General features: G+C 69.9%; 15 protein-coding genes. All 15 read left to right on the top strand.

The genetic code is table 11. The annotated features are described in order from the left end of the window. Positions 1 to 436 precede the first annotated feature (436 nt). The 15 genes from Pla133_RS19640 to Pla133_RS19575 all read left to right on the top strand — a co-directional run bounded on the left by Pla133_RS19640 (position 437) and on the right by Pla133_RS19575 (position 19,195). Positions 437 to 1,042, top strand: a complete 606-nt coding sequence (locus Pla133_RS19640; protein WP_145068383.1) for a Pvc16 family protein — start codon at positions 437 to 439, stop codon at positions 1,040 to 1,042. Continuing rightward, positions 1,039 to 1,833 (top strand): hypothetical protein, encoded by a 795-nt coding sequence (locus Pla133_RS19635; protein ID WP_145068381.1) that lies wholly within the window; start codon positions 1,039 to 1,041, stop codon positions 1,831 to 1,833. Before Pla133_RS19640 ends, Pla133_RS19635 begins: the two co-directional genes overlap by 4 nt. A gap of 3 nt (positions 1,834 to 1,836) precedes the next feature. Then, positions 1,837 to 4,089, top strand: coding sequence for a phage tail sheath family protein (locus Pla133_RS19630; RefSeq protein ID WP_145068379.1), 2,253 nt, complete (start codon positions 1,837 to 1,839; stop codon positions 4,087 to 4,089). Positions 4,090 to 4,128: 39 nt separating this feature from the next. Next, positions 4,129 to 4,572, top strand: a complete 444-nt coding sequence (locus tag Pla133_RS19625) for a phage tail protein (protein ID WP_145068377.1) — start codon at positions 4,129 to 4,131, stop codon at positions 4,570 to 4,572. Between the two features lie 55 nt (positions 4,573 to 4,627). Continuing rightward, on the top strand, positions 4,628 to 5,101 hold the full coding sequence (locus tag Pla133_RS19620; RefSeq protein WP_419191748.1) for a phage tail protein: 474 nt from the start codon (positions 4,628 to 4,630) through the stop codon (positions 5,099 to 5,101). A 29-nt stretch (positions 5,102 to 5,130) separates the two neighbouring features. After that, complete coding sequence (locus Pla133_RS26590) at positions 5,131 to 5,304, top strand: hypothetical protein (protein WP_419191747.1); 174 nt, start codon at positions 5,131 to 5,133, stop codon at positions 5,302 to 5,304. Positions 5,305 to 5,307: 3 nt separating this feature from the next. Continuing rightward, the gene (locus Pla133_RS19615) at positions 5,308 to 5,976 is read left to right on the top strand and encodes a CIS tube protein (RefSeq protein WP_145068373.1); all 669 of its coding nucleotides are present in this window, start codon (positions 5,308 to 5,310) and stop codon (positions 5,974 to 5,976) included. After that, positions 5,973 to 7,775, top strand: coding sequence for a phage baseplate assembly protein V (locus Pla133_RS19610; RefSeq protein WP_145068371.1), 1,803 nt, complete (start codon positions 5,973 to 5,975; stop codon positions 7,773 to 7,775). The genes Pla133_RS19615 and Pla133_RS19610 overlap by 4 nt, the downstream gene beginning before the upstream one ends. Before the next feature lie 12 nt (positions 7,776 to 7,787). Beyond that, entirely contained in the window at positions 7,788 to 8,249 is a 462-nt protein-coding gene (locus Pla133_RS19605; RefSeq protein ID WP_145068369.1) for a GPW/gp25 family protein, read from the top strand. Continuing rightward, on the top strand, positions 8,249 to 11,131 hold the full coding sequence (locus Pla133_RS19600) for a baseplate J/gp47 family protein (protein ID WP_145068367.1): 2,883 nt from the start codon (positions 8,249 to 8,251) through the stop codon (positions 11,129 to 11,131). Before Pla133_RS19605 ends, Pla133_RS19600 begins: the two co-directional genes overlap by 1 nt. Continuing rightward, positions 11,128 to 12,837, top strand: a complete 1,710-nt coding sequence (locus Pla133_RS19595; RefSeq protein ID WP_145068365.1) for a hypothetical protein — start codon at positions 11,128 to 11,130, stop codon at positions 12,835 to 12,837. The genes Pla133_RS19600 and Pla133_RS19595 overlap by 4 nt, the downstream gene beginning before the upstream one ends. After that, a complete protein-coding gene (locus Pla133_RS19590) occupies positions 12,830 to 13,747 on the top strand; it encodes a hypothetical protein (RefSeq protein WP_145068363.1) in 918 nt (305 codons plus the stop codon). Before Pla133_RS19595 ends, Pla133_RS19590 begins: the two co-directional genes overlap by 8 nt. Then, entirely contained in the window at positions 13,744 to 15,411 is a 1,668-nt protein-coding gene (locus tag Pla133_RS19585) for a hypothetical protein (RefSeq protein ID WP_145068361.1), read from the top strand. The genes Pla133_RS19590 and Pla133_RS19585 overlap by 4 nt, the downstream gene beginning before the upstream one ends. 9 nt (positions 15,412 to 15,420) lie before the next feature. After that, complete coding sequence (locus Pla133_RS19580) at positions 15,421 to 18,780, top strand: hypothetical protein (protein ID WP_145068359.1); 3,360 nt, start codon at positions 15,421 to 15,423, stop codon at positions 18,778 to 18,780. Positions 18,781 to 18,922: 142 nt separating this feature from the next. After that, positions 18,923 to 19,195, top strand: coding sequence for a PAAR domain-containing protein (locus tag Pla133_RS19575; protein ID WP_419192457.1), 273 nt, complete (start codon positions 18,923 to 18,925; stop codon positions 19,193 to 19,195). The last annotated feature ends 194 nt before the right edge of the window (positions 19,196 to 19,389 follow it).

Here is a 19,389-nt window from a genome sequence, read left to right as displayed (position 1 = left end):
ATCTCGAGTGCGACTGGCCGAGTTGCTCGCAATCCCATCGCAGTCGAGGCGACGCATCACGAGGTTGAAGTCGGCTGTTCGCTCGGGAATCCGATCGCGTTCTGGTGTGGGCGCGTGTAGGGCGCGCGATCGCGCGCGAATCGCGTCAGGGCGACCGCTCTGCCTTCTTCCCGAGCCTTTCGTTGCCTCCGGCCAAGGGTCGCGACACCGAGAACAAGCGCCCCGACGCCAAGCTCGCAGCCCTAGGGCCTCTTGGTTCGGGTGACCGCGGGAGCCGGACGTCTGACTTTGGAATTGGTCGAGCGGCCGACTCCGACCGGCCACGCTGGGTCGGGGCCGCCCGCCCGTAGACGGCTCGTCCGTCGCTCCCGACTGGAGAGTGCATGTGGAGTGCTGTCGGCGGCACGGGCTATGGTCCGCGCGAGAAGGCCCGACCATGCTCCTGCTCGCCTCCCGCACGCTCCAGCGCTTCATCAGTGCGCACGTTCCGCCACCCCAGCCGGACGTGCGGCCCGAGGATTGGGTGCGCCTGGGCGAGTTCTCCGAAGCGGATTCGGAGGCGAACGCCGAGACCTTGGTCCTGCAGCTCTATCGGGTCGAACCCGATCCGCAGGGACCCTACCGCCGTAACCCGGGCGCCAAGGGTTCACCGACGCAGCTCCTGCTGCACCTGCACTACGCGGTGTCCTATCAGTCGAAGTCCCAGGAGAGCCTGGAGTCGGCTCTGGGTGGCGTTCTGCGAGCCTTTCACACCGTGCCGGTGATCGAGCCCCGCGACTACCTGACCGCCGTCGATCAGCGGGCCGCCGGCGCCAGTGGACTGCAGTTGGGAGGTCTTGACGTCAGTCTCGAGACCCCCGACCCCGAGCGGACCGAGCCCCTGTGGCGGGGACGCCAGGGCGGAGCACGACTGTGCCTCTACTATCAGGTCCGGTCGGTCCAGGTGCCCGGATACCTCGACGGCGAGGCACCGGGCGTGCGAACGGCGCGTGCGAGCGCGCCCGCACAGATGGGGCCTGCAGCGGCCGGAGCGGGGTCATGACCGGTGTGATCGGTACCACCCTGGTGGCGGCGGTGCGGGTCGAGCACGCGGTCACCGGCGAGCTCTTGGGACCGATCGAGATCGACGTCGTCGAGCCCACCTGGAGCGGTTGGACCATCGCCTATCGGCGCGGGCACGCCCTGCTGATGGCCGCGGAGGGGCTGCTCGGTGACCAACCGGAGGAGACCAGCGTGGACGTCCGTCTGGTCGACGCCCGGGTCCGTGCCCGAGTCTCGTCCTCGTTCCTCGTCGGTGGCGCGCAGTCCGGCGCCGAAGCGCCGACGGCGGTGCCAGCGCCGGTCGCGCCGACCGAGATCGATCCACGAGCGCTTCGTGCAGCGAGCTGCGGTGAGCTGCACCGCTGCGAGCGAGCGACATCGACACCCGAGCGCGCAGGCGCGAGCCCCCTCGTCGCGCGACTCACCGTTGCGAAGCTCGGATCCGGCGGCAAGGCCGAGCACGTCGTGCGTCTCGAGCCGGTCGCGAGCACCCTCGAGATCGTCCTGGCCGACGAGCAGGGTCGCCCCCTGCGCGGCGCGGTGGTCGAGGTGCGCGGCAAGGAGGGGGCGCCGGCGGTCGAGTTGATCGAGGCCGATTGGCCCTGTGTCGACTCCGACCTCGCGCAGGCCGCCATCTACCGCTCCTGTCCAGCGCGCGTCTGGGATGCGCGCTACTACCCGTTTCAGGTGGTTGTCGACGGGATGCGCGTCGTCGACCGAATGATGAGCTACTCGACGCCGGTCACGCGCCACCGGCTCGTGACCCCACGCAACCTCCGCGCTTCCGAGTGAACCATGCAGACCCTCTCAGCTCCCGGCGTCTACGTCTTCGAGGACCAGTCGACCCCGATGCCGCTCAGCGGTGTGCCGACTGGCGTGCCCTGCTTCTTCGGATTCACTCACCAGGGTGAGTCCCTCAAGCCGCGGCGGATCAAGAGCCTCAACGAGTTCTACGCCGTCTTCGGCGGGCGGCCCAAGAACAAGGCCGTGTTCCCCCACGCCTACATCACCGACAGCGTCTACGCGTTCTTCCTCAACGGCGGGAGCGAGTGCTACGTATGCCGGGTCAACAGCGGAGACGCGGCTTTCTGGTCGATCGCCTCGATCGAGAACGTCGTGGACTACGAGCGCCTGCTCGATCCGTTCGACGAGTCTTCGCCGGACGATCTGAAGCCGGCCACGATCGCCCTGCGCGTGGATGCAATTTCGGGTGGCACCTGGGCCAACAAGCTGCGCCTGCGGGCCTCGAAGACGGCCGCTCGGTCCGCCTTCCCCCTGACTCCGGTGCCCGTGACCCTCGCGCTGCCTAGCGCTGCCGACTTCGTCAACGTCGGACGGGGTCGCCTCAAGCCGATCTCGCAGGCGCCGATCCCCTCGGCCACGGGCCTCTCCAAGGGCGCCAAGTTGACCCTGGGGGAAGAGGTGGGCGAGTGGACCAGCGGCGTCGACGGTGAAGGGGCATTCGTCTTCAAGGATGGTCAGACCAAGGCCGGCAGTGGCACGATCGAGGCCCAGAACGCGAAGGGCGATACGGTCCTGATTCCCGTGAGCTACCTGCCGGACACCAGCGTCAAGGCGTCGGTGCTGACCAACACGGACACTGGCAAGCCCTTCGGTGCGGAGGAGATCGCCGGCTGGAACTCCAAGACGCGGGTCCAGTTCGAGAACGTCGACACGCCCGCTGGCAAGAAGACCCTGAGCGGCGCCTGGGACCCGGATCCGGAGGTGCAGGCCTTCTTCTTCTCGGATCCCGACGGTGTGGGCTTCGTGGTCACCGATGGGACGGTGCTCGGATCGATGCCCGCCGGCGAGCTGCAAGCCCCCTTGCACTTGCAGAGTGACGCCTTCCGGCTGACCTTCGATCTCGAGATCGTCGAGCCGGTGCCCCCGCGCAACCCGGGGGATGCCACGTCGTTCAAGGTCCTCGAGGCCTACCAGGGGCTCAGCACCGACCCCGGCGATCCGAGCTACTTCCTCAAGGAAGACGTCGTCAACGGCATCTCGAACCGGGTGCGGCTGTCCAAATTCGTCGACCAGGGCAAGGCCGTGGCCTTCAGTGACACGCCGGTAGAGGGCGCGGAGCCGGTCTCGCCCAAGGCGCCCGGGGGAGCGACGGTGCTCAACGCTGGCAGCGACCAAGTCCCGGCTTCGACCGAGTACACCAAGTACTTCCCGCTGCTCAAGGGCGTGCCGGATGTCTCGCTGATCGCCTGCCCGGATGCCTACCTGGACGGCAACAGCACCCCGGCCTCGACCTACCAGCCGATCTACCAGGCCGCTATCGACTACGCCTTCAACAACCGTTGCATGGCCGTGATCGACCCGCCGCCCATGGCCGAGGCCAAGGAGCTGGGCGACCTGAACAAGCGCGCCACCGCCCTGGCGACCTTCGCCGATCGCTTCCGCAGCACCCACGCCGCGATCTATGCGCCCTGGTTCCGCTCGCCCAACCTGGACGCGAGCTCGGACGAGAAGACCGTGTACGTGCCGCCGTCGGGCCACATCCTGGGTGCCTACAACCGCTCGGACAACATGGTCGGCGTGTGGAAGTCGCCGGCGAACATCCCCGTGCTCGGGCCGGTGGGCATGCAGCTCGACTTCACCGAGGACGAGAGCGAGAGCCTGAATCCGGCGGGGGTCAACCTGATCCGCAGCTTCCCGGGGCAGGGCATGCTGATCTGGGGCGCGCGCACGTCAACGAAGAACGTGATGTGGCGCTACGTCAACGTGCGCCGGCTGTTCCTGTACGTCGAGCGCACCCTCAAGCAGCAGACCATGTGGGCCGTGTTCGAGTCGAACGACCAGGCGACCTGGAACAAGCTCGTGAACGCGGCCGAGGGCTTCCTGCGCCAGCTCTGGCGCGACGGCGGCCTGATGGGCTCGACGCCCGACGAGGCCTTCCGCGTGCAGTGCGGCGTGCCGCAGACGATGACGATGACCGACGTCTACAACGGGCTGCTCAAAGTTGAAATCGCCATCGCCCCCGTGCGCCCGGCCGAGTTCGTCGTGTTCACCGTCAGCCAACTCGTCCAGACCCAGTCCACCTGAGACCGCTAGCCGCCCCTGGCGGCAAGGAGCCCGAACCAAATGGCAGACGCAACACTCGCCTACCCCCTCGCCAGCATCCGCTTCTCCGTGGACTGGGGAGGGTCGATCGCCAACTTCTCGGAGGTCGCGGGCCTCAACGTCGAGACGGACATGATCGAGTACCGAGGTGGGGCGGACGGCTCCCTCACCACCCGCAAGATCCCCGGGCTGATGAAGTACAGCAACGTCACGCTCAAGCGCGGGATCCTGGCCAAGGACAACGACTTCTTCAGTTGGTGGGAGAAGAACCAGCTCGGCACCCACGAACAGCGTGCGGTCACGATCACGTTGCTCAATGAGAGCGGCGACGAGACGGTCTCCTGGGCGCTGCTGCGCGCCTGGCCGGTCAAGGTCGAAGGGCCCAGCTTGAATGGCAAGGGCAACGAGATCGCGATCGAGTCGATCGAGCTGTGCCACGAGGGCGTCACGATCAAGAACGGCTAGCCCGGGACTCTGCCCGCCTCGACGGGCCAGGGCAGGAGCCAGAGGTAGACCCCCCATGACCAGAGCCGATGGTGAAGGCAAGGACTTCCCCTTCTTGGGGATGTGCTTTGAAGTCAGCGCCAAGGGGCACGAACTCGGGTCCTTCAGCGAGTGCAGTGGACTGAACGTGGAGATCGGAAGCGAGGAGTACAAGGAGGGCGGCAGCAACCACTTCGTGCACAAGCTCCCGACCCACGCGACCTCCGCGCCGTTGATCCTCAAGCGTGGGTTGGACGATGCCTCCGCCCTGTGGGACTGGATTCGGGAGTTCGTCGAGACGTCCACGGTGAAGCCGGCGGACATCATCGTGCAGTTGAAGAGCCGCGGTGCTCGGCCCGACGTGCTGCGGTCCTGGACGGCCAGCAGGGCCTACCCGCTCAAGTGGGAGGGGCCCAAGCTCGACGCGGCCCGCGGCCAGGTGGCCTTCGAGACGGTCGAGTTCGCCCACCGGGGCATCGTGGTGGGTGGCGGCGCGAGCGGCCGGGGTTGAAGGCCGGGCCGACCCGGTGGGAGCACAGCATGTTCATCAACGAGATCGTCAGTGAAGTCGCACTTTCGCAGCACCCGGAGCACCAGGCTCAGGGGCCCGTTCCGTCAGGGCTGGGCTCCCTGCGGCCGGAGGAACTCGAAGAACTCGTGGAGCGGGTCGCCGAGGCGGTCCTGGAGCGGCTGGCGCAGCACTGGCGCGAGTAAGCCATGGTCAAACTCACCATCGAGGGCTATCCGGACAGCGGCTTCTCGGGCTCACCGCTCAAGGACACGACGTTCGTCGCGGACTTCAACCCCACCGACTACACCTGGACGCGTTCGAACGACTACGTCGCGACGCCCACCCCGCACACCAGTCGACCGAAGACCAAATACGACCACGGCAACAACGACCAGTTGAAGATCGCCTTCATGTTCGACGGGACCGGCGTCAACGACGCTCCGGAGGGCATGCCGAAGACGGTCTTGGAGCGTGTCGAGCGCTTCCTGGGCCTCTTGCGCTTCCGGGGTCGGCAGCACATCCCACCGCACTGCAAGGTCATGTGGGGGGGCTTCACCTTCCAGGGCGTGCTCAAGTCAGCCAGCGCCAACTTCGTTCTGTTTGACAAGCAGGGCGTGCCCCTGCGCGCCAAGATCAGCGCCGAGTTCGAGCAGGTGGTGAGCCGCAAGGCTCGCATCGCGGAGGAGAAGAAGAGCTCGCCCGACGTCGACCGTGTGTGGGTCGTTCAAGCCGGTGATCGGCTCGATCGAATCGCTTTCGAGAGCTACGGCCACGTGGCCTACTGGCGTCAGTTGGCCTTTGCCAATGGACTGGCAAATCCTCGCTCCCTGGAGCCCGGTAGGGTCCTGAGCCTTCCGCTTTTGGAGCTGGTGTGAGCGCGGATACGTCCGAGAGCATTGCGGAGTTCGCCATCGCGATCGATGGCGCCGAAATCGACCAGGCCACCGCCGAGGACGTGATCCGCATCGAGGTGTGCGAAGAGGTCGGCCGGCTGGCGCGCGCATCGGTGGTGCTGCGTAACTGGGATCCCGAGGCCGATCCGGCCGGCGACGCACCCACGGCCAAGCTCGAGGCGGGCCGCGCGATCAAGATTCGGCTCGGCTACGACAGCAAGCTGGACGAGGTCTTCGACGGCATCGTGGTCGCCGCGGTGGTCCAGGTGCGCCGCGGCGACCTGCCTCGACTCGAGCTGCGCTGCCGTTGTCGCGGGATCGGCCTGCTGGGCAGCGCTCGCTATCGGGTCTGGGCCGATCAATCGGATCAGACGGCGGTGGACAGCATCTGCAGCGAGGTCGGGCTGAAGGCCGACGGTTCGTCTGCCTTCGTGAATCCCTTCCTCGTGCAGCATCGCGTCAGCGACTGGACCTTCGTTTTGGCGCGGGCGGCGGCGCTGGGTGTGCAGGCCTACGTGCGCGGCAGCACGCTGAACTTCAAGCCGGCAGCGACGGGGAGTCCCGCGGCGACGCTGCTCTGGGGCGACAACCTGGTCGAGTTCGAGCTTGCCCAGGACATCTCGAGCGCTTTTGGAGACTGCGAGGGGACCGCCTGGGACCCCGAGTCCAAGCAGCCCCTGTCGGTCACGACGGCCGCGAGCGCTGCCCGGGGCCCGGCCGGCTCGCGGCCCTCGCGCACCAAGCTGCTGGCCACCGAAAAACTCGACGGCGCCCGCAAGCGCCGCGTGGCGGAGTGCGTCGCCATGGATCAGGCCGAGCTCGAGGCCTGGACCCAGGCGCTGGTCGATCGGGGTGCGACCGACAGCTACCACGGCAGCGCCTCCTGCGCGGGCGACGCCCAGCTCCGCATCGACTCGATCCTGGAGATCAAGGGGCTCGGCAGCAGCTTCGACGGACCCCACTACATCACCCGCGTGAGTCACCGATTCACGGTGCAGGGCTTCGAGACGCAAGTTGGCCTGGGCACTCCGCCCACGCCGACCCCCGAGGCGCGCGCCGGCAGCGCAAGGGTCATGCCGCCCATCGATTCGATCGTGATCGCCACGGTGGAGTCCTTCGAGGACAACGAGCGCTCGCAGTGCCGGGTCCAGATCCGCTTTCCGTGGATGGACGCCGAGGAGCCCCCGGTCTGGGCACGGCTGGCGACGCCCTCGAGTGGCGGCGGGCGCGGCTTCGTCTTCGTGCCCGAGCCGGACGACGAGGTGCTGGTGCAGTTCCTCGACGGTGACCCGCGCCACCCGGTAGTGGTGGGCAGCCTGTGGAACGGAGTGGACGCACCTCCCGAGCAGTACGACGCCGAGAAGAACGACCGCCGCACGATCGTCAGCCGCTCGGGCCACGCGATCACCTTCGATGACGGTGACGACGGACCCGGCGTGCTGGTGCAGACGGCGGCGGGGCAGGTGCTGCACCTGGACGACACCTCGGGCTCGGAGCAGATCCGTCTGGAGGACAAGACGGGCAACCAACTGACCATGGACTCGGGGGGCATCGCCCTGACGGCGGCGTCGGGCAAGTCGATCAAGCTGTCGGCCTCGGGCGGCAGCGTCGAAATCACGGCCAACGAGGTTTCGGCCAGCGCCGACTCGAACGTGTCGCTCAAGGGCAACGCGACCGCGAGTCTCGAGGGCAGCGCCAAGGCCGAGGTCAAGGGGGCCCAGGTGTCGCTCAGTGGCGACGCCATGGTCACGGCCAAGGCACCCATGATCCAGTTGAACTGAGCGCGTGCGCCCATGGAGCTCGATCCCACACAAGAACCCGCAGGGCGCTCTTTCGAGGACGCCTACCTCGGCCGCGGCTGGGCCTTTCCGGTCACGTGGCGCACGGACCGTGACGGAGGCGGTGGGCGGGTGCGCGTGAACATGGCCGAGAAGCTCGAGGACATCCAGCAGTCGATTCGGCTGATCCTCGAGACGGCGATGGGTGAGCGGGTGATGAACCCAGAGTTCGGATCCGAGGTACAGCGCTACGTCTTCGCGCCGATCACTCCTCAATCGATGGCCGACCTCGGGCGCGCTGTGCGGCAGGCGCTGATTGTCTGGGAGCGTCGCATCCGCGGGGTCGAGGTCGACGTCGGCTCGCACCAGGGCGAGATCGGGCGACTCGACGTGAAGATCAGCTTCTTCGTCGACACCCACCGCATGCGGCAGAGCTTCATCTTCCCCTTCTACGTCGACCAGCCGGGCGGGCAGTGATGGGCGCGGCCTTCCGGGCGGACAGGCGCGGGGAGCTGGAGATCGTCGCGCAGCTCCGACAGGTCGCCTCGGACCTGCCCACGCCTCCGGGCGAGGGCAACTGGGTGGCGGATCTCTTGGCCGACTCGAGTGAGCCGTCGGCGGCCGTGCTCGAAGCCATCGGCGGTCGCCTGGCCCAGGCCGTCGGGCGCTTCAACACCCTCCCCGAGCAACTCCGCGAGCGCTACTTCGTCGACCGGCTGGGGATTGCCCGCCGCCCGCCGCAACCCGATCGCGCCTACGCGCGCCTGGCCAAGGTCGCGGCCCAGCCACCCGTGCGCGTGAAGGACGGCACGGTGTTCGTCGCCAACGAGGAAGACCGCACACCCCTGCGACGCTATCGGCTGCGGCAGGGGACCACGGTCACCGGCATCGAGCTCGGTGCGGTGACGAGCTACCAACGCCTGGCGGACGGTCGCGATCTGGTGCTGCAACGGTCGCTCGAGAAGGGTGAGCTGCGGGAGCCCTGCTTCCCCTTCGGCCGGGCCGAGGACGCCGCGCTGTACGGCGTGGCGCGCTCGCTGTTCATCGTCAGCCCGCTGCTCGAGGCCGCTCGAAGCGGAACTCGTCTGCGCGTGACATTCGAACGGGTCGGTCCATCGGTCGAACAGTTCATGGAGGGCCTCAGCGCCCTCGAGTGGCAGGGGACCACCAAGGCCGGCTACGTGCCCCTGGTCGCGTCGGAGTTTCGCGAGCACGGCACCGACGTCGAGGTGATCTTGGACCTCGACCTGGACCTCGAGCCGGCCGAGTTCGAGTCCGGAGGGCTGCCGAGTGCCGAGGCCGAACGCATCGATCGGGGGCTGGTTGCGGCCCTGCGGCTGCGCAAGCCGACGTCCGGGGACGTTGGTGCAGGCCAGGACCTAGGAGCCTGCGCGTTCATGGCCTTCGCCGAGATTTCGCTGGTCTTCGAGGGGCCGCGCTCCTTCGTCGATCGCGACCCCCAGGCGGACCCCGGCAGCTTGGAGCTGACGGATGGGCTCCTGAACGGTCAGCCCCTGGACCTGAGCGCGCCCTTCGCACCCTTCGGCGATCCGGCCTCGAGCGGGAACACGCTCCATTTGGCCTGCGGTGCCATCTTCGGTCTGCCCTTGGCCGAGCTCTCGCTCTGCTTCCGCACCGCGAGCGGGGACCTGCGCCGGCACCCGATCGTGCCCCTCGTCGACGAGCTCGACGTCCCGGCACAACCGCAGGTGACCTGGCGGCGACGGCGACAAGGCCAGTGGCAGGCTCCGGCCCGGATGGCCTGGATCCGGCCCCTGCCCACAGCACCGCGCGAGGGTGGAGACCTGGACTCCTTCGGCGGCCAGCTACGCATCCACCTGCGCGAGAGCGGCATGCCCTTCTCCGAGGAGGCGACGGTGGGCGCGCGTCGGGGTCACTGGCTGCAAGTCCGCCTGCATCGCGGCGATTTCGGTTGGGCCACCTACCTGCGCGACCAGGAGCGCTTCGTGCGCGAGATGGTCGAGCGCTCTCGACCTTCCCTGTGGCGCAGCCTCTTGAATCTGCTGGGTCTGGGGGGCGACGACGAGCCCGTGCCGCCCCCGCGCCCGCCCAGTCCACTGGTGGCCAGGGCGTCGGTCGTCTTTCGCTCCGAGTCGATCCGCGAAGGGCTGGTCTCCCTGTGGGTCTCGGTGGCCGACACCTGCCCGATGACGAAGGCGGAGATGCGCTCCAGCTTCGAGGTCGGCGTCGACGGAGTGCGGCGCTTTCGTCCCTTCGACTTCGGCCGCCGGGACTGGGGCGGGGAGCTGTACCTGGGCTTTCGCGGCGCCCGCTCGGGGACCTCGGTCAGCATGTTCCTGGACGTTGCGACGGTGAGCGCCCAGAGCGTGCGGACCAACGGCGAGGTGTCCTTCGAATACTGGAACGGCAACGGCTGGAGCGACCTCGAAGTGCAGGACGAGACGCGAGGCCTGACCCAGGCGGGCATCGTGCGCTGGCGCTCGCCACAGGACTGGCTGCCGCCCACCCGCGTCGAACCCTTCACCATGGGGGATCGCGAGCCGCGGACCTGGCTGCGCGTTCGCGTGCGACGGCCCAGCGACGGGTTGTGGCTGGCGCGCATGACCTGCGACGCGGCCGAGTTGGAGTACCTGCCCGAGGGGCCGGACGATCAATCGCCGGAGCAGGAGTTGCCCATGGGCTCGCGCCTGATCCCCGAGCACGGGCTTCCGGGCCTCACGGGTGCGGAGCTGCTGGAGCCCAGTCGCGACGGCTGTGGTCCGGAGTCTTCGATGGCCAACGTGAGGCGAGCCGGGCGCGTCACGCGGCATCGCAACCGCGCGGGTTCGGCGCGCGACATCGAGTGGATGGTCCTGGATCGGTTCCCGATGCTGCGGCACGTGCGCTGCCTGCGACCCGCGCCGGGCGCCGTCGGTCAGCCCTTCCCACGCGGGCCGCGCCTGCTGGTGGTGCCCGACCTGCCGGGCCCCCTGCCCCTGGCTTCGGGATCCCTGGTCGAAGACGTGAGTCGCTTCCTCGCCGACCGCTCGGCGCCGGGGGTTCGAATCGAGGTCCGCGATCCCGAGTTCGTGGAGGTTCGCGTCCGGGTGCGGATCACGATCGAGGCCGGACGCCAACCCGCGGTGATGCGCGAGCGGGTCGACCAGGCCTTGGCCGCGCGGCTCTCGCCGGCCGGTCGGCCGCGCGGCGGGGCACGCGAGTTCGCTCGTCCGGTGGGCCTGAGTGAGCTGGAGGCGGCGGTGCGCCGGGTAGCGGGAGTCGAACGCGTCACCAGCCTGGCCTTTGGCGAGCCCTTCGTGGGCCGCTCCGTCGCCCGCGCCCCGGCCGATCGCATCCTGACCACCGCCAAGAACCACGACGTGGAGGTCGACTCGTGAACGAGCTGAATGCCTGGCGCACCGCGCCGCTGATCGACCATCGCCTCGCCGCCGTCGAGGAAGTCACCTTCGAAGAGCTGCGCGAGTCGGCCCTCGGGTTCATCCAGCGCACGGCGACGACCTGGACCGACCACAACTTCCACGACCCCGGCATCACTCTGTTGGAGGCCGGCCTGTGGGGCGTTGCGGACCTCTTCTACCGCGTCGATGGATTCGTCGACGGCGCCGTGCCCCAGGACCTCGAGTGGACCGCCAGCGTGCCGATGGAGGCCGACGTCGGCACTCGGCTGGTGTTGGCCCAGACCCTGCTGGATCGATTCGCCGACCTGACCGAGGCCGTTCTGCCCGAGCCGCGAGAGCCCTGGGACGCGCCGCCAGCCGCCGCGGATGCCGGCCAGCGCTTGACCGGTCTGTTGGGCTCCATCCTGCGACCCAAGCGCTCGGATCCGACCGCGCCCAGGCCCCTGCCGGGCGAGCCGGTCGAGTCCATGGCCGACGTCACAGGCCCGGAGGCCATCCACTTCCTCGGCCATCGACTGGCGGCGGCGGAGTTCGGGCGGATCTCCCCGGGATCCGATCGGGACGCGTTGCTCGAGGTGATCGAGCGCCGCACCAGGCGCTGGCTGCTGCACGACAGCTTCGCGATCCTGCGCGGCGCCCTCGAGCGGGGCCTCGGCGCGGCCGGCGTTGGACCCGTCCGCGAGCGCTTGGAAGCCGCGGTGCGGCTCGCGACGGAGCAGCGTCGCTCGCGTCGAGTACGCCAGGCCACGGACCAGGGCTGGGACGTCGAGGCGACCGCCGTCCATGGGCTCGTTCCCGGCGACTCCGAGCTGGCGACGCTGCTCGCGCGCCTCGATCTGGACGTCGATCCGGGCTGGTTCGAGGACGAACAGGGCCAAGCCCGCGTCTGGCCGCCGCATCCTTCCCAGGTCTCCTCGGCGGACCCGTTCACCGGCGACGACCACCTGACCACATTGCACCAGCACTTCACGCGCCTGGCAGCGGCGGGTGCCGCGCCCTACGCGATTCCGATGGACGGCGGTCGCCTCCCCGCGCGACCGGGTCGCCTGTGGGCGGTCCCGGGCGCGATCGCAGGCCAGCGCTGGGACGGGCGCGCCGCTGGCGGCGACGACTCGCTGCGCCCCGGAGCGCTCAGTCTCCTGGTCGAGTCCTGCCCAGGATGGAGCGACGACGAACTCCTCACGGCAGCGCGGGAGGCCTTCGAGCAGGGCACGCCGCGTGGCTATTGGGGCCACCGCGACTTCGCTGCGCTCGAGCAGGGTGGTCGCCAGACGCTTCGTCCCCTCGGCCTCGAGTTGCACTTCGGCCTGGTGCGCCCGGTGGTGGTGCGGATCTCCGGCACCCTCGAAGCGCGCGCGGGCGCACCGACCGAAGTGCTGCGCCGCAAGGCCCAGGAGTGCCTGCTCGGCTACCTCGCGAGCGGCCAGCCGCGCGACCACGCCGCGCCGGGCAGCTACGCCACCGGTTGGTCCCCCGGCGCTGCCGTGGATCTGCGCCAGATCGAGGAGCTGCTGCTCGACATCGACCGCGTCGAGCGCGTGGCTTTCCTGCGCGTGCAAGTCGATCGCGGGCAGGCACCGAGCAGCGGCCATCGACTGCTGCCCTTCGAAGTGCCCGACCTGGAGCGCGCTGACCTGAGCGGGCTGGACGTGATCCGACCCTCGTTGGAGGACTTCGATGCTTGAAACCGGACCTCTCTACACGCCGCTCGAGGAGGCGCTGCCGGCGGTCTACCGTCGCGATGCCTACTCCTTCGAGCAGATCCGCACCTACTTCCGGCCCTTGAACGTGGTCTGCCGGCAATTCGTCCTGGCCCTCGACGAGCTCCCCGCTTGGCTCTCGCCGGCGGCAACTCAGGTCACGCCACCGGGCACCTGGGGCGGCACCGAGGCCGAGCGGATCGAGCGGCAGAGCGAGGTCCTGGACGAGGTCGCCGCCTGGTTCGACTTCAGCTTCGAACCGGAATCTGTTTGGCGCCTCACGGAGGATCCGAGCGAGTGCCGCGCGCTGCTCGAGGCCAAGTCCCGGGCGCTGCGTGCCCTGCCTCGCCTGATGCGAACGCGGGGCACGGCGCGCGGGTTCCTCGAGCTGTTCTGCACGGCCTTCAGGCTGGACCCGCGCTCGCCGGACGAGTGTCCCGTGCTGCTGGAGTACTGCGCCCACCGCCCGGACGCGGTCGAGCCGTCCAAGGGAGCTCCGGATCCCGGCTGCCAGCCTGCGGGCGACGACGACGAGGAGGCGGAGCCGCGCATCCTGTGCGACGACCGAGTTGACTTCCTGACGGACGACGGAATCGCCTGGCGCGCGACGCTACTGCTCCCCCCGGTGTCGACCTTTCGCACCCATGACGGCTCGAGGGACGCGCGCGAGTGGATCGAGCGCAACGCCCCGGCGCACCTGTGGATCGACCTGCATCGCGTGTCGGCGAGCTTCTGGCCCGAGTTGATCGAGACCGTGCTGCCGAGTGGGGCCAGTCGCACGGAGGTCCTGGCCCTCGTGCGAACGCGAGTGACCGCGGATGAAGCGCTCCACACCGGAGGCGACGACCAGCTCGACGCCGGACGTCTGCCGAGCGAGGGAGGACAGGGGTCATGAGCACGACAAGGGAACAGCGGCCCTGGCTTCCGCGTTTCGAACCGGGGCAGGTCGTCACAGCGGCCGCGCTGAATCAGATGGCCGATGCGAGCCAGGACCTGGCCCGCTTCCAGGCGCGCCAGTTCCACGGGCAGGGCATCCTCTTCGGCCTCACCGGCCGACTGATCCCCCAGACACGCGAGTGGGAGCTGGGAGCGGGGGCTGCCATCGATCCCCTGGGACGTCTGATTCGAGTCGACAAGCCCCAGCGAGTGCCGGTCTGTTCCGGACTGCTCGATCCGCGCGAGGCGGACGCGAAGCACCCGCACGTCGCCGACCCCGGCTCGCCGACCGAGAACCTGACCCCTGTCTTGTTCTACCGCTCCTACGACGTCACGGACCCGATCAGCGGAGCGACGCGGCGGGAGGACTCGTTCGAGGTCCAGATGGTGCGCGGTCGCGTGGTCAGCCGAACGCCGGACGCCAGCCGCTGCCTGCCGCTGGAATCCCTCGCGGACCTGCGCGCCGGTGACGGGAGCCGCCTCCGCAAGCAATTCGACGAGCTCAAGGCCCGGATCCACGCGGAGATGAGTCGCGAGCAGTCGGAGCCCTTCCGCAACGACACCCGCAGGCGTTTGAGCGCCCTGGACCTGTCCGACGAGCTGAGCTACGGGCGACCCTCCGCCCGAGACGTGCTGACCATGGCCGCCCTCAACGACATCGTCTACAGCCTCTGGCAGCGGGCGCGGGCCCAGCAGTACATCGAGCTGCGCGGCTTCGATTCGGATTTTCAATGGCCGAGGAACGCAAGCAACTGCGAGTCGGTCGAGGTCGGGGTGCCCCTGGGGTGGCTGTACCGCGACGAGCTGCGGGCGTGGCGCTGGGACGGGCGCTGGCGCGCCGGCTTCGCGCTCGGTCTGTCGCGTCTGGAACTCCTGGGCTACTCACCGCGCTTCGTGCGCGAAGTCGCCGCAGACCGCGTACATGCGCTCCTGCGCGGGCTACAGCGGCTGCGACCCTTCCTGCCCCGCGATCGCGATCCGGCGCAGAGCGAGCGGGAGCGGCCGATGGCCTGGACCCTGTCGCCGCTGCAGTGCGACGCCGGCACGCGGGCGTGGATGCGCGAGCTGCGTCTGGACCGGCCCCAGCGCATCGCGTCCCTGTGGCCCCTGGATCCGCTGCGCTGCTCGCGCGAGGCGCCCCGAGCCGCCGAGCCGGGGCCGCGGGGCGCCGACTCGACCGCGCCGATGCCGGGCAGTGGGCTGGACGCGGCGCGGCCGGCCCCGAGCCTGATCGAGCCGCTCAACGATCCGTTCACCTTCTGCGACTGCAGCGAGGTCGAACGGGTAGACCCCAAGCGCCAAGGGCTCGTGGCCCTGTGCGAGTTGGTCGGCTTCACGGTGGCCCAGGTCTTCGGTGCTCTCGCCAAGCAAGTGGGCCCCGGCGGTGCGCGCGTCAAGGTCGCCAGTCGGCCCGTGTCGATCGCCGACGACGAGGCCTGCGAGGGTCTGGAGTTCATCCTGCTGGCCTCCTTCGACGAACCGCTGACCATCGTCACGGAGCACGACTCGACCGTGGTCCTGGGGTTCGCACGCGCGGTGACAGCGCGAGCGCGGTCGCGGGCATCCGGCCTGCAACCCGAGCCGCAGCACGTGCCCTTCCTGCGTTGGCTCTTCCAAGGCTGAGGCCCGACCATGCCGACGGGCGCCAAGGGCCGGGTCGAGCGGCTGCACTTGAAGGTCGAGGGCGCGGGGCCCGAGGCCTTCGAGCTGCGAACCCGACTGGAGCGCATCGCGCGCAGCGGATTGGGCGCGAAACTCGATTCCCTGCTCGCCGGGCAGGCGTCGCAGCTGCGAGGGGCGGTGATCGGTCGCCTGCGGGTCGAGCTGGACTTCGACCTGGCCGGACTCGACGACGAGGCCGCGGGGTGGCTGTGGGCCCAGAAGATCTTGATCGCGGCCCAGGCCTCGCTCGAGCGCGACGGTGAGCGAGCCATGAGCGAGCTGGAGTTCGAAGCGGCCCCGCCGGCGACTGGGCCCTCGCCGGCGGTCGCAAGGCCGACGGATGTCCCGCACGCAGCTTCATCGCCGACGGCCGTCCCAGCGCCGGGTGGGACGCCGGCTGACCTCACGCCGGCGCCGCAGGGGCCGACGTTCCACTCGTCGGCGATTCCGCTGCCGGCGGAGCCCTCGTCGACGGCCCATCCGGCCGAGGCAAGGATCGTCGCGGGCGAGGTCCGTCGATCCGATGCGGCGGCCGTTGCGCGGGTGGCAACCGCATTGGTGGCGAAGTCGGAATCGAACGATGCCGATGCGCGATTCGAGCGAGCCCCGCTGGGAGCCGATTCGCGAGCCTCCTGGAACCGAGCACTCTGGGCGGCCCTCGGCGCCGAGCCCTGGTTCGCGGCCGGCCAGCGGCCACGGCCGACGCGGGCGGCAGCCGCTCCGAAGAGGCTCGCCGAGGATCCGCTCGAGGACTGGCTGCGCGCCACGTGCTCGCGAATCGTCGTCACGGGCGAGCAGCGGGCCGCGGGTGAGGCGGCGCCGACTTGGATCCGCGGCGTGCTCGGGGCGTTCGCCGGTCCTCCCTGGTTCCTCGGCGAGCGGCGCGCCTCCGAGCAGCGACCTGGGAGCGATCGGCGCGGTGCGGCGCGAGTCACGGCCCTGCTCGAACTGCTGGCGGCGGTCCCTGCCGGACTGAGCGAGCCGTCGGTTGGCGCAGCCCTGGGGGAACTCGAGGCCCTGAGGGAATCGGATGCCGTCCACGAGCCGACGGGAGCCCCGCGGCGCCATGGAACGAGCGTGCTGACCGAGGCTCTCATGCAGCGCTGGCCGGGAAGAGAACCCGGCGCTGTCCGCACGAACATCTCCGCGCTGATCGAGACACGCAGTGGTCGGGCCGGAGCGATCGTGCTGTTGATCGCGGCCTACCTCGACGGGTGCTCGTCGCCGCTGGCGCACGGCGTCGATCGCGCCACGCAGGCCATCGGGCGGCGCTTGGCGGGTTGGATTGCCGAGCTAGCTTCATCGAACACACCCTGGCCGCCGATCCTGGATCCCGCCGCGGCCCGAGCGACGTGGGTGCGAGGCAGGACCGCGCCGCAGCTCGCGGAAATCCTCGCCGTCCTGCGCTTGCCGGGCGGCGGGGGGGGCGGGTTGTCGGGAGCCGCGGTCATGGGAGCGGCTGCGGCTCCAATCGCACGTGGGACGCAACCCCATCTTGGCGGGGCGAAGGTGCCGTCGCAGCGACTGGCCGCGAGCCGCGAATCGGATGGAGCCGCGCCCGCGACCGCCGCCGGCGCGGGGACGGTCGACGACGGCGCAACGGTTGCAGGGGGCCCGGCCGATCCGAGTCCCGACCGCACTCTGATCGCAGCCCTGGCCGCTGCACTCGTCGAGGCATGTGCGAACGCCGAAGCCGGCTCGGCCCCGCTCGCGAAGGTGAGCGGTCCCCACGTCGCGCAAGCGCTCTCGACCATCCGCACCGGGAGTCGAGCTCGGCCGCATTGGCTCAGCCCCGACGCCGAGCGCGCAGGCTGGATCCGAGCCGGCCGCGCGCCGAGTGCGGCGGACCTCGCTGGCTTGATCCGCGTCGGATCCGGCGACTGGGCCGCGACCACGTTCGAGAGCCGAGCGGAGTCCGAGGAGGTCGAATCCAACACCGTCGAAGGCCTGATCGACGCTCTGGTGGCCTTCGTCGATGGGGCTTTGACCAACGGGAGCTCGGGCGGCGGGGCAATCGTCTGGCGGATCGAGGGATCGAGCGACGGAGCGAGCGGGGCGTGCCCGCCGCTGGTGCGGGAGGAACTCGCGCCCCGCCCTGAGTCGGTGACGGCGGCGCAGACGCGCGCGAGCCTGGGTCGCAGGGTCGCCGCCGCTATCGCCCGCCTCGATCAACTCGGCGCACCGTGGCCCGAGTGGATCGATCGCGGCGCCGCCGAGACAGCTTGGGTTCGAGAGCGGCGTGCGCCGGAGCCCACCGAGTTGTGGGCGACCCTGCGGCTGCCGTTCCCGCCGGGCGGAGCTCGAACCGGCGATGAGCTCGAGCGGGCGATCCGTGGGACTCGACACCTGCCCGCAGCGCGGGTCGGTGGTGGCTCGAGCGCGCGATCGAACGACCTCGAACTGGCGCTGCTGTTCGAGTTGGCCCTTCCCGCTCCCGGTGCGCTCGGCGACCCGGCCCAGCGCGCGCGCGCGGCGGCGCGATTGGCCCAGGCACTGCGCCAGCGAATCGAATCGGGCGCGAGCCTGCCCGACTGGTTCGATCGGGACCAGGCCTCCTGGATCGGCGAGGGGCGTCCGCCGACCCCCGCCGAGCTGGGTCGACTGCGGACGGCGATCTCGACCGCGCCGGCGCCCAGCGGCACCGCGGAGCACGACCAGGTGACGGTGCTCGAGCCCCTGTGGTCGGGTGCCGCGCGCGTGAGCGATCGCGAACTCGATGGCAGCGGGTCTCGAGCGCTGACGGTCGAGCGTTGGTCCGCGGAGCCAGGGTCGATGGCTGATCCGGACGGTTGGACTCCGAGCCGCGCGGCGGGACTGGCGTTGTTGGTCGCTTTCCTGCCCGGGGCCTGCGCGGACCTCTTCGAACAGTTGGAGACGCCCGATCGGGAATCCCTGCGGCAACTGCATCGCCAGTGGCTGCTCGCTTCGGTCTGCAACCTGGAGCGGCCCGAGGGTTGGCATGCCGATCCGATGACCCTGCTCCTGGCCGGGATCCCGTTGGAAGCCGAGGCTGGCCGGCCCCTTGCCAGAACGATCGAGGCGCCGCTACCGGCCCAGGCGTTGGCCGTCGAGCGGGTGGCGCGCGCGCTCCTGGCGAGTCTGGCCAACGTCATCCCGGGCATGGCGAGCCACGGGCCGGGGGCGATCGAGCAGTACTTCATCCTGCGCAGTGGGCGCATCGGACCGCGGAGTGGCTCCGCGCGGCGGACGCAGCTCGGACGCCGCGAATTGGACCAACTGCTGGAGCGCAGTTCGCTCCCCCTCGGTCTCGTGAGCTTGTCGTGGGTCGGGCTGCTCGACGTCTCGATTGTCGGGGGTCGCCACCCGTGAGCTGCAAGCAGGTGCTAGCAGGGTGCGGGGGGAGTGCATGTGGTCCTGCGAGCGGCAGTCCCTACGGTGGGGGCGGACCGAAGTGCCCCTTGGCCTGCAACTGGAGGAGCCGACCGTGCCCCCCGCCGCTCGAGTGACAGACATGCACGTGTGCCCGATGGTCACCCCGGGATTGCCCCCGATCCCCCATGTGGGCGGTCCGATCACGGGTCCCGGCGTCCCCACCGTCCTGATCGGCGGCATGCCCGCCTCGGTCGTGGGGGATCTGCTCGTGTGCACCGGTCCGCCGGACACGATCGCCATGGGCTCGACCAGCGTCCTGATCAGCGGCCGACCGGCCGCGCGCATGGGCGATACCTGCGCCCACGGCGGAACCGTCGTCGCGGGTTTGCCGACCGTGATGATCGGGGGCTGATGATGTCGAGCGAGACGATGCCGAGCGAGACGATGCCGACCCACTCCATTTCGACGGACGCACGGGATCGGTCGCGAGGGTATGGGAGGGTCTTGGCCGCTCTGCTCTTGATCGGCACCGTCCTGTCGGGATGCTCTCTCCTCGGCCTCGGCAAGGCGGATGCGGCCCCGGCGGAGACGTCTGCCCCCGCGGCT

Source organism: Engelhardtia mirabilis (assembly GCF_007748095.1).
In the GTDB taxonomy this organism is placed as follows: Bacteria; Planctomycetota; UBA1135; order UBA1135.
Note: the sequence above shows the minus strand (reverse complement) of the source record. Positions and strands in the feature narration are given on the sequence as shown.